The sequence below is a fragment of the Chitinophaga sp. genome, assembly GCF_036569185.1.
Taxonomy (GTDB): domain Bacteria; phylum Bacteroidota; class Bacteroidia; order Chitinophagales; family Chitinophagaceae; genus Chitinophaga.
Genome location: NZ_DATCRD010000093.1, coordinates 1 through 11279 on the forward strand (window position 1 = coordinate 1; position 11279 = coordinate 11279).

Sequence of the window (11279 nt, forward strand, 5' to 3'; positions counted from 1 at the left end):
ATTTCTTATGTTAGTGGTGCGCGCATCGGTGTTAAAGTAGTAGTCGCGGTTAGGTAACCCCAATCCGCCCTGGCCCAGCTGAACGGCAATCACCTCGCTGTTTTTGGCGTCCTGGCCTATATACAGGCTGCAGAAGGCGCCGGTGTTCATGTTCAGTTTGGAGGCAATTTGCACCAGTTGTGGAATGGTAATAACTGCATCAATGGCTTTCAGTTCTGCTTCGATAGGTTTTATGCCTTCCTGGTTAATGCGAACGGAATCCATGCCGCTTTTCCAGAAAGCGGCAATTTTTTTGGAGATAGGATCGGCGGGGTTTTCCACGGCCTTTTCATTGATGATGCGCAGGCGTTTGTACAATTCTTCCTGTACAAGATTACCAATGCCCCATGAACTGTACTCCGCGGGTATAGGATTGCGTTTTATCCAGCCGCCATTGGCATAATCGAAAAAATCCTGTGCGGGGTTTACGGTGCTGTCTACATTAGCAGCTACTGCATCGGAGGTGGAAGAAGTGGCATCACCGGGTTGTCTCTGGCCCTGGTTACATGCCACGAAGCAGGTAACGGCAGCCAGGCTGGTTACGGTGAGGATGGATCTTATCATAAGCTTTTCAGATTTTGTTATCGGGAGAAAGGTAATTATTTTTTGGCACCCCGGTTATTAAAATGGGCTTAACGGCAGCAGGAGAATATAAAGTAAATATTGTACTTTGTATAAAGTCATTTCCCTACCAATTATGATTAACAATTTAAAGACTGGCCGCATTTTATCTATTGATGCCTTCCGCGGAATTACTATTCTTGTCATGATTTTCGTTAACAGTGTAGCAGGGGTGAGCGGTATTCCTTCCTGGATGCAGCATGCGCATGGTAATGAAGACAGGATGACTTTTGTGGATGTTGTTTTCCCTGCTTTTCTTTTTATAGTGGGCATGTCGGTGCCTTTTGCCATCAATAGCAGGTTGGCGAAAGGAGATACTTTCTGGCAGTTGCAGCGGCATATTATATGGCGTACACTGGGCTTGTGGGTACTTGGTATTTTTATGGTAAATGCAGAATTAGTGAACGCTGCAGCTACCGGGATGAGCGGCGCTGCCTGGTCGCTCCTGTTTTACATATGCGCCATACTGGTATGGAATGTTTATAAGTTCAAACAACATTGGATCTCCTGGTGCTTTAAAGCGGCAGGCGCAATTGGTTTAGTTATCCTGGCTGTAATTTTCCGTGGGGGTGAAGAAGGAACAGAACGATTAAGCCCGCAATGGTGGGGTATCCTGGGACTAATAGGATGGGCGTACCTGTATGCCTGCATTATTTACCAGGTGTTTAAAGGTGTTGCAGGAGGTATTATGCTGATGATAGCCGTATGTATCGGGTACTATATTTTATGCAAGCAACCTTTTATGCAGCAGGGTGAATGGAGCTGGCTTAATTCACAGGCACGCAATGCTGCTCATACGGCTATTGTTCTGTCGGGGATGTTGTTAACGTTATTTTATTTTGATGATGACCTGGGACTGAAAGGGAGTAAGCTGCTGGCAAGGGTAATGGGATTTTTTTCCTTATTACTGATAGCCGGTGTAATGTTAAGGCCCGGTTATAAACTATCGAAGATCCAGGCTACGCCAAGTTGGTGTTTGTACTGCAGCGCTATATGTGTGGCTATCTTTTCTTTGTTGTATTTCCTGATAGATGTAAAGCATTTCAGCAGGTGGACGGCTTTCTTCCGTCCGGCGGGATCCAATCCTTTGCTTACTTATATATTGCCGGACATTGTTTTCTATGGAATGCTGCTCGCGGGGATCAGCCTGCCGGCTGTATTGGAAGAAGGACTACCGGGCATTGCCTGGTGCGCTTTTTTTGCAGTGATCATGCTTTTCCTGGTGAAAGGACTAAACAAGCTGGGAATTCGTTTGCAACTGTAACAATCTTACGCGGTGGTTCGTTATAACACTCGTAATGTAGAAAAATATCTACGTGAAATACATCCATAACAGGTGCATAACACGTAAATAGGTAATGGCATTTGGTTTGTCCCTTTATTTCACGGAAACAGATTTTTTATCCCAAAGTTCCCCCATGAAAAAAATTGCAATTGTATTAGCGGCAGCAGGGTTGATTTTAGCTATCTTAGCGCAGTATGCCTTAACAAACGACTGGATGTGGTTCAAAGTGTTCCATACCATGGGTTTTGTTGGCTACATATTAATTATCAGCGGTCTTGCTTGCTTTTGCCTGTGGCTGATTCATCAGTTTTCCCGCGATGAAAAGAACAGGATAAAACGCTACTATCATCGCCGGCACGATGAAAGGGAAGTGAACACTGCGCAACAGTAATGATCTATGTCAGACTTCTTCACACTTAAATTTGAATACAAAGGGCATCCGCATATCCTGGATGTGCAAACTGCTCACCAGCAATTCAAAACGGTTTACAAAGTGGCCATTGAAGAGCATGAAATTACTTTTGAACCTGATGAAGAAGGCTATGTGCGCGCTGTTTCCAGCAAGCCTATGCACGATCATCTGCACCCGGTAGACGTTGGCTTGTTACATCATGTGGCGGAACTTATTATCCAGCATATCCGGTAATAATTATGCTTCGTCCGGTTGCTCTCCCCTGATCTCATCACGCAATGATTCAGGATCCCAGCCCTGCCCTTCATCCAGCCAGGTTTTCACCCGGTCGGAAGAAATAAGCTTTTCCATTTCTTCAATCCGTTCTTTCATAGAGCTGATGTATTGCTTTTTATCGTCGCGCAGGGCTGATAAGCCCTTCAGGGTCCGCTCATCCTGGCGGAAGAAAGTACGGGCGGCACGTTCGCTATGATAAGCCCGCTCTCCCAGCATACGCAGGGCATCCACCCCAACACGCAGGGAAGTGTCTACCGTTTCACGATAAATATGCAATACGCCCAGATCCATCAACTCAAAAGTATCTTCGTTATTTTCCGCCCTTACCAATAGTTGCAGGTGGGGGAAATACCGTTGTGCCATTTTCACTATTTCCAGTGTTTGTTCCGGATGGTCGGTAGCAATGATCAGCATTTTTGCATCTGCGGCGCCTGCAGCGGCCAGCAGGTCATAACGCGATGCGTCTCCATAATATACTTTAATACCCAGGTTATGAAGCGCATCTACCCGGTCGGAATCGAGATCCAGGATAGTAGTGTTAATGCCGTTTGCCCGAAGGAAGCGGCCTGTCATGCTGCCAAAGCGACCAAAACCCGCGATGATCACAGGATTTTTTTCTTTGATCTCATCCGCTTCCCTTTCCGCTTTCACTTCAGACCGGGTATAATGTGGCTGTATCACTTTTTCATACAGCAGCATAATCAACGGTGTGAGTGCCATACTGATGGCTACTACTGCCGTGATCATGGCAGTCATTTCCTCACTCATGAGCCGCGTTTGACTGGTAAATGATAACAACACAAACGCAAACTCCCCAATATCGGCCAGCGCAAAGGCAAACAGCAGGTTCTGATCTGTGCTCAGCCTGAATATTTTTCCCAGCGCCAGTAACACTATGGCTTTCAATGCCATAATAGCCAGTACCAGTCCCATGATCAGCCAGGGCTGCTCCAGTATTAATTTAAAATCGATAGATGCGCCAACAGCAATAAAAAATAAACCGAGCAACAATCCCTTGAAAGGCTCAATATCGCTTTCCAGTTCGTGCCGGTATTCGCTGTTGGCTAGTACTACCCCGCCAAGAAATGCGCCCAGCGCGGAGCTGAGGCCCACCAGGTTCATCAGTACGGCAATGCCCACCACCATCAGCAATGCAGTGGCGGTAAATAATTCACGTACACGGGTACGGGCTATAATACGCATCAGCGGCCGCACCAGGTACCTGCCGGCAATAATGATAATGGCTACAGCGCCAAGTACTACCAGCGTTTGCGCCCAGCCGGGTAAATTATCCCTGAGGGAAGGAGCATGCGAAGCCGCACCGGTAGCTGCATTGCCCGCCAGTAAGGGGAATATGGCCAGCATAGGGATCACGGCGATATCCTGGAACAGCAATACGGAAAAGGCGCTCTGCCCTGCAGAGGTGCCCATCCACCCTTTTTCATTCAGTGTTTGCAACACAATGGCAGTGGAAGAAAGCGACAGGATCATGCCCAGGGCCAGTGAAGTGTTTACCGGTTGCCCCAGCAGGTAAGCAATACCCGCAATCGCTGCGGCACTTAGTGTTACCTGCAGCCCTCCCAGCCCGAGTATGGAGGAGCGCAGCCGCCAGAGCAGCGCCGGTTCCAGCTCTATACCAATCAGGAACAGCATCATCACCACGCCGAATTCTGCAAAGTGCATAATATCTTCTCCCTCTCTTCCTATAAAACCCAGTAAAGAAGGGCCAATGATGATACCCGCTATCAAGTAGCCTAAAACAGCGCCCAGTCCCATCTTTTTTGCCAGCGGCACAAATACAATGGCTGCAGCCAGGTATACCATCGACTGAAATAGCAAAGAATGTTGATCCATATTATCTGGTTTGAGCGGGTAGTTGAAGTATTTGGTTCAGGTGTTCCAGGCCAGGCAAAGGAGTAAGATCAAACTTATCATCGCGGAGGCGCTCCAGTACCTGTTTCAACCTGGTGGCGTCTTCCTGGATATCAGAAATATCCTGCCGGTGCACTCCGTATATAACATAAGGAGCGGAGTAATGCATATTGCACAATTTGGCCGTTTGTATAAAAGGCAGCAGGAAATCATGTATAGTATGACCATGATGACCATCCGGCTGATACGAATGCTCTGAACCGCCTGCGGTGATAATATTGCCAAAGTACTTTCCCTGCAAGGCTTTGCCGGTATGGCCGTATGCCCATCCATGCTCCAGTACCAGGTCCATCCATTGTTTTACAATAGCTGGCGCACTGTACCAGTAAAAGGGGTGCTGCATAAAAATAATATCGTGCTGTTCCAGCAACTTTTGTTCGCGGGCTACATTCACATCCAGGTCGGGGTACTGTTCATATAAGTCGTTGAAAGTAATGCCCGGTATGTTCTTAATCACCCGCAGCAAGTGGGCATGTACCCTGGATTTTTCCAGTGCGGGATGCGCAAAATTTATCAGTACTCTGGCCATTATCGGATTTTCGTATAAAGAAATTTAGGCATTTTGTTTCAAAAGTCTTGGCCTGAAATATTAAATCTGTCAGCCCTCTGAATATTCCTGTAACAATAAGCGGTATTTGTTGAGAATGCTGGATTTGGAGATAAAACCCACCAGCTGTTTATCGTGTATCACCGGCAGGTTCCAGGCCTGGGCAGTATCAAATTTTTTGATCACCACGTTGATGTTATCTTTCAGGTTCACTACCGCCGGCGGGGCCTGCATCAGTTTTTTCACCGTCACCTTATCATACATTTCGGGATTGAACATCACCGGCCGGATATCGTCCAGTGTAATAATACCTTCAAATAGCTGGTCCTGGTTCACCACGGCAATAATATTCCGGCCACCTGCTTTTACCAGTTCTATAATTTCCCGTAAAGTGGCATCAATGGAAATGGTTTGTACATCTTTTTCTATAAGGTCGTCCATTTTCAGGAGCAGCAGGATGTTTTTATCATGGGCATGTGTAAATACCTTACCATCTTTTGCCAGTTCCGTAATTTCCGGGGAGAGCGGTGAAAACCATTTTGCCATGAGGAAAGAGATCGTGGAAACAATCATCAGGGGAATGAACAGATCGTACCCTGAACTGGATTCTGCTATCAGGAAGATGGCCGTAAGCGGAGCATACATTACTCCGGCCATTACGCCGGCCATACCTACAATTACCAGGTTGGTGACCGGGGCATCAGTGAATCCCATCTGCTGGCAGGCCATTGCATAAAAGAATCCCAGGAATCCGCCGGCAAACAGCGATGGTGCAAAATTACCGCCATTACCACCGCTTTGAATGGTAACCGAAGCGGCCAATGCTTTGAGCAGGCATACGCAGCCGGTAAATACCAGTATCATCCAGCTTTGTAAGGGCAGGTACCGGAAGAAGCTGTTTTGCAGGATAGCTTCCCCATTGCCGGATGCGAGGGATTTCACACTGGTATAACCTTCCCCGAATAAAGGCGGCATGGCTACGCAGAGCGCGGATACCAGTATGCCTCCCAGTATGGCCCGCTGCAGGGCTGTCCAGTTAAGGGAGTGAAAAAAATGTTCTATTTTCCGGGAGATGACTACATAATATCTTGCATAAAACCCCGAAAGTATTCCCAGGGCTATATAATAAGGCACATTGTGATAGTTAAAAGCAACCCTCGATTCAAAATGAAACAACGCTTCTTCCTGTAAAATAACTTTGGAGAGCAAACTTCCGCAAACAGCCGCTACGATCAATGGCATGAAATCAGAAAATACCACACCCGTAAGTAATATCTCGAAGGCAAACATCATCCCCGCAATTGGCGCGTTGAATGCTGCTGCTATCCCGGCGGTAGCGCCGGCTGCCAGTAACAGGGTGCGTTCTTTATATCCGAGCTTATAGGTGCGCGCATAATTGGAGCCCAGCGCCGCCCCGGTAACCGCGATAGGGCTTTCCAGCCCGGCAGAGCCTCCAAGTCCTACGGTAATGGCACTCTGCAATATCTGGGAATACATTTTTACAGGAGGGATCAGGCTGGAATTCCTGGCTATTTCATGCAAAATGGCGGGTATTCCTTTCCTGGATTGTCCTTTAAAAAACCAGATCACCACGAGGGTGGTCAGCACAATCCCGAGGAATGGAAACACTATATAAAAGATCACCTGGGTACTGAAATGCACCTTATAGGTGATCACATAATGAATATAATGGACAAGACTTTTCAGAATAACGCCTGCTAATCCCGCCGAGCATCCCACCAGTATACCTGAAAGCAGGAGGAACTGGTTGCGGTTCATTTTACTGTGTAACCAGTGTAGTATGAGTTCATAGCTTTTTGCGCTCTTTAAACTGTATTGCTCAAAATCTCTCCTGAATCGAAAAAAACTATGGTATTTCCGCAGTCGGTTAAATTGACTCATGCGGCAAATTTAAGGATCAAAGTTCAATCAGTGCATAAACTTTATCATTCATATAAGGACCGCCGGGGCGACGGGCAGTGTAATCCAGGTTAATCCAGTACTCCCCTTTCAGCTCGTGATAATATATTTCTTTTACGGCCGGTTTGGGAAAAAGCGTGATGATGGCCTGTTTCATAATTTCAAATTCTTCTTTATCGCCACAATAAAGTTCAGGATAGGCATGACCTTTAATCAGTACAATACGGCAGCGGGCCCCGATCGACTGCAGGCAGGAGGCCATCAGGATGGAATGATCATCGCAGTCGCCGCCCAGTCCGTTCTGGATGGTTTCCTGCGCGGTAGCAAAGTATTCGTCACGCCGCGAATCCAGTACATATTTAAACTGGCTGTTAATAAAACGGAACAGGGAAAGGAACCGGGTTATTTTTCCGTACTTATAAAAGTATTCGTCGTAATAATCGAGGGAATGCTTTACGGAGAAATTGCGGACCACTGAATCCTGGTAATTGATCTTTTCCTTTATGCCGCGTACGGTTTTATCGCGGTAGCTTTCCACCCTTCTCGGGTATAAGCTGAGGATATCCAGCTGTTTGCTGCCTTTGGTGTTGAGGTTACCCTGCACCATTCCTTTATAATCGTTTAGTACATTATAAAAGGTATAGCGATCGGTAAGTTTATTTACAACCAGCGCAGTACAGATCAGTAAAAACACCGGGATGATGAGCGGCCTGAAAATCCAGCGGAGCAGGTAAACAAGGATGAAACTTCCTGCCACGGCCAATAACAGATCGATATGCCAGCCATTCAGCATAAGTGGTGGCGTAAAGCGGTTGATATAGGGTGCCAGCAATAATAAGGTCAACAGGCTCAGTGTGTTGAACAATATTTTCTGTGCTACGGTATATTTACTTTCGTCTATGGCCATTATGCTACGCAATAAAGCAAAATTATGCCATAATCACCTCGCAAAATTTGGAACGGCCTGTTTAAAAGAGGTACTTTTCCTGATAAGCTCTATTTGTTGAACAGTATCATTTTTTTGTTTGTCCATATGCAACTGCTGGTAGATCTTGCTCAGCAGGCCGAAATTCATCAGTGCCAATACTTTGAAATCCAGTTTCTGTGCGTTTTCTACCGCCGTTTCTGCCGTACGGATGGCTTTATTGAATTCGTGTTCGTTAAAATATACACCGGCATAAAGCAGTTTCTGAACAGATTCCAGGTATTTTCCGCCGAAGTAATCAACAGAATACTTTTTGATTACCTGGTCGGTATGCCGGCAGATGCGTGCTGCAGATGCTGTCTGACCTAAGCCAAGGTAGGCCTGTGCCTGCCAGCAGAGCAGGGTGAGGCGCAATGAATCTGTTTTACGGTGTTGTAAAGAAGGATATGTTTCAAAGATCCGGGTAGTAAAGCTCAGCAGATGCTCATTATCACCAAGCAGGGTGAAAACGATGCCCATATTACGGAATACAATTTCCTGTGGTTCGGTGATGGGCTTCTTGCCTCCTCCTGTCCAGTAGCGGAAATAATTATAGATCTTCTCCCTGATATCTTCATTGATAATACCAAACTTGAGGAATTCATAAATGAAGAGCTGGATTTCATAGGGAGTTACCCACAGTTCATCTTCAAATTCATCTGCCGCGTAGATCTTTTTGATATTATTGAGCTCTATTTCACATTGTTCTGCATCCAGTTGCAATAATGCCATGGTAAACAGCTTGCTCCTGATTTTCAGTTTGTCTTCCCGGGCTTCAGCAAGTCCCAGCAAAGCAGTAAGCACTTTGCGTTTCCTGAAATGAATAAATTCGTCACTGATAAAGGGGCCAATAGGGTTTTTCTTGAAGAAGCCCGCCGGGAAGATGGATTTGAGTTCACCCTGGTTGTTGCCGTCGTGCTGGTAATGTAATACCAGGTATTCCAGCAGGTGTGATTTTTCTATGTTGGATAATGGTAAATGCAACATTTTAATGATGCCATCGATCTGCGCATGGTTAATGGCATATCGAAGCAGCCATCTGAATACGCCTATCCGGTAGGGCGACTGTGGCAGGTGCTCGAGTATTGCCATCAGCATGGGCTCATTTATTTCCTGACCGTTTTCCTTGAGGTAGTGCATGGCCACAAAATATTCGAGCAGCATGGTATGGGCAAAGCGCACCTTCACATTGAACATGATTTCCTGGCTCAGGTTTTCTTCTACCAGTATATTATCTGCCAGCAGCTCTTTATAGGCCGGGAAGAGCTCTGCATTTTGGGTGAGCAACAGGTTTTTATCTGCATAGATCCCTGTTCTGCCGAGGTCGAGCAGGGTCAGTAATTTTTCAATGATTTTTATTTTGAAAGCATTGCTTTGCGAATTGAATACACGGTTCTGGATAAAGCGAGATACAATTTCGAATAAGCTGAGATGCTCGTCCACAAAGGTTTGATCCGGACCGCTGTTGAGCTGGCAAAATAGCTGCAGGTAATATGGATAACGCAGTTTTTGCAGGAAATTTTCAGAGAACAGGCGTACGGTGGCAGGATCAAACTGGTGGTTATATAAAATAGACTTTACTTCCTGTTCCGTAAGCCGGGGCATGTTGATATTCGTCTCTTCATCCATTTCAGCGCCCAGGTACCAGTAACGGCGGAAGGCCGGGTATTGCTGGGAGTGCTGGAATATTTCGGCCCAGGTGCTGCTTCTGATGGAAAGGATCACTTTCACCCAGGGATACAGGTCGTTGGAATACACAAAATCTTCCAGTTTGGAATACAGCAACCGGAGCTTCTCACCTGCTACTGCAATTTCATCAAAGCCGTCTATTATTAATATAAGGCGCCCGCCTTTTTTATCGAAATGACTGGAGAAATATTCCCGGAAATTTTCACCATTGCCGAGGTTCATCTGGTTATCCAGCCATGAAGAGAGGGAGAATCCTTTCAGTAAGAGGCTTCCTGCTGCGTGTGCATGTATAAACCAGCATATATCCTGTTTGTACCGGGCTTCTTTACCAAACCAGCAGTGTTCCGCCAGGTGAACCAATGCCAGCGACTTACCCCATCCTGAAGGCGCTATTAAAGCGGTGGCAGCGTAGTCGCTTTCCAGGAATTTTTCGATGTGGGCGTTGCAGAAAGGTCTGTGAACAGTGTACGGGAAGGCAATACCAGAGCGGTTTTTGAGAGTGAGCATGGTATAATGGGAAACAGCATCCGCCTTGTTTTTCAAGTCAGACCATTTACTATTATCCAATGCTGCGGCTGAAGTAGACGCACTGGTTGTTTTCGAAGCGGTGTTTAGCTTCCGGTAGTGATGTTGCTGAAAATCCTCCCAGTCTTTATACTGGCAATATTGCGAAAGTGTGTTCAGGGTATATCTGGAGAAGCTGTGTTGAGCAACAGCAAATCCGAACACCCTTTTCAGCGTTGTTTCGCTTACCAGTTTCGTGGTGTTATCCAATATGGACTGAGAGAGATGTTTGCAATCTCCTGGCAACATGACTTCAACACCAAACCTGCGGAGTACTTCATTCTGCAGGGTAATGATAAAGTCATAGGATAGATCAATCATAGGGGACAATAAATGGATTTTCGAATTGTCGGTACCTGATTAATTACGTATCGTATTTGCGTTTAGATTTTCGAAAAGACGAATGAACAAAATGAACAAGAGGTATTAAATTGAATTATATATATAAAAATTAATAATAAAACGGTCTCTTTTCTTAATTATCAGATCAATATCATATATAAATATGACTATTACAATATAGTAGTATTATATAAAATATATTAATATTTTATTTATCAGCTTTTGAATGAAGGAATATTTTTTTATAAAATGAATTATGGAGAGGACTTATTTTTTTGTTGACCGGCAGAATATAGCCTAAAAATGATGTGTTACCATAAAAATTAATGGATAAAATGAATGCTATTTTATCAAACTGAACAAAATGAATACTCCAAATTAAATGAACAAAAAGGGCTTTCGTTTAACGCCTGCATCCATTTACTTTCGTACCTCATTGTAACAATACTTTAACTTTTTGAAAGGGGAAGATATCAACCAGTCATATGTGATATACTGTAAGGTCACTTCTTTTGTTACGCCTCATAACCGCCTGCCTGCCTAGAGTTCTTGAAGCAAGAACATTAAAAAATGCATTTATAAAACCCACTATTGCTATGCATCCTATCTTTACTCCTAAAGGGTCGTCTAGGGCTGTTACGTTACTAATTCTTCTATACCTGCTGATTATCTCAACAGGGGGATCTAT

The 11279-nt window shown here is 45.3% G+C and carries 8 protein-coding genes and 1 pseudogene; 3 read left to right on the forward strand and 6 right to left on the reverse strand.

Features of this window, described 5'->3' with window-relative positions:
• Positions 1-603: pseudogene (locus VIM72_RS06950) on the reverse strand (M13 family metallopeptidase N-terminal domain-containing protein); the annotation flags it as partial.
• A gap of 133 nt (positions 604-736) precedes the next feature.
• Here VIM72_RS06950 and VIM72_RS06955 point away from each other — a divergent pair.
• The 3 genes from VIM72_RS06955 (at position 737) to VIM72_RS06965 (ending at position 2591) form a co-directional block, all read left to right on the forward strand.
• Positions 737-1924 carry a DUF5009 domain-containing protein gene (locus tag VIM72_RS06955; protein ID WP_332002135.1) on the forward strand — a complete coding sequence of 396 codons (1188 nt, stop codon included), beginning with the start codon at positions 737-739 and terminating at the stop codon, positions 1922-1924.
• A gap of 154 nt (positions 1925-2078) precedes the next feature.
• The gene (locus VIM72_RS06960; RefSeq protein ID WP_209855520.1) at positions 2079-2336 is read left to right on the forward strand and encodes a hypothetical protein; all 258 of its coding nucleotides are present in this window, start codon (positions 2079-2081) and stop codon (positions 2334-2336) included.
• 6 nt (positions 2337-2342) lie between these two features.
• Positions 2343-2591 (forward strand): hypothetical protein, encoded by a 249-nt coding sequence (locus tag VIM72_RS06965; protein ID WP_332002136.1) that lies wholly within the window; start codon positions 2343-2345, stop codon positions 2589-2591.
• Positions 2592-2594: 3 nt separating this feature from the next.
• Here the strand turns inward: VIM72_RS06965 and VIM72_RS06970 are convergent, their stop codons facing one another.
• From VIM72_RS06970 to VIM72_RS06990, 5 genes are all read right to left on the reverse strand, one after another.
• On the reverse strand, positions 2595-4487 hold the full coding sequence (locus VIM72_RS06970; RefSeq protein ID WP_332002137.1) for a monovalent cation:proton antiporter-2 (CPA2) family protein: 1893 nt from the start codon (positions 4485-4487) through the stop codon (positions 2595-2597).
• Position 4488: 1 nt separating this feature from the next.
• Complete coding sequence (locus VIM72_RS06975; RefSeq protein WP_332002138.1) at positions 4489-5094, reverse strand: NAD(P)H-dependent oxidoreductase; 606 nt, start codon at positions 5092-5094, stop codon at positions 4489-4491.
• 69 nt (positions 5095-5163) lie between these two features.
• Complete coding sequence (locus tag VIM72_RS06980) at positions 5164-6891, reverse strand: chloride channel protein (RefSeq protein WP_332002139.1); 1728 nt, start codon at positions 6889-6891, stop codon at positions 5164-5166.
• Between the two features lie 139 nt (positions 6892-7030).
• Positions 7031-7939, reverse strand: a complete 909-nt coding sequence (locus tag VIM72_RS06985; protein WP_332002140.1) for a transglutaminase domain-containing protein — start codon at positions 7937-7939, stop codon at positions 7031-7033.
• Between the two features lie 33 nt (positions 7940-7972).
• Positions 7973-10570: a hypothetical protein gene (locus tag VIM72_RS06990; protein ID WP_332002141.1), complete on the reverse strand. Its 2598-nt coding sequence runs from the start codon at positions 10568-10570 to the stop codon at positions 7973-7975.
• Positions 10571-11279 lie beyond the last annotated feature (709 nt).

Coding starts and splice junctions, on each gene's coding strand:
- VIM72_RS06975 (WP_332002138.1), bottom strand. CDS start 5,094: ATGGCCAGAGTACTGATAAATTTTGCGCATCCCGCACTGGAAAAATCC.
- VIM72_RS06980 (WP_332002139.1), bottom strand. CDS start 6,891: ATGAACCGCAACCAGTTCCTCCTGCTTTCAGGTATACTGGTGGGATGC.
- VIM72_RS06960 (WP_209855520.1), top strand. CDS start 2,079: ATGAAAAAAATTGCAATTGTATTAGCGGCAGCAGGGTTGATTTTAGCT.
- VIM72_RS06990 (WP_332002141.1), bottom strand. CDS start 10,570: ATGATTGATCTATCCTATGACTTTATCATTACCCTGCAGAATGAAGTA.
- VIM72_RS06955 (WP_332002135.1), top strand. CDS start 737: ATGATTAACAATTTAAAGACTGGCCGCATTTTATCTATTGATGCCTTC.
- VIM72_RS06970 (WP_332002137.1), bottom strand. CDS start 4,487: ATGGATCAACATTCTTTGCTATTTCAGTCGATGGTATACCTGGCTGCA.
- VIM72_RS06985 (WP_332002140.1), bottom strand. CDS start 7,939: ATGGCCATAGACGAAAGTAAATATACCGTAGCACAGAAAATATTGTTC.
- VIM72_RS06965 (WP_332002136.1), top strand. CDS start 2,343: ATGTCAGACTTCTTCACACTTAAATTTGAATACAAAGGGCATCCGCAT.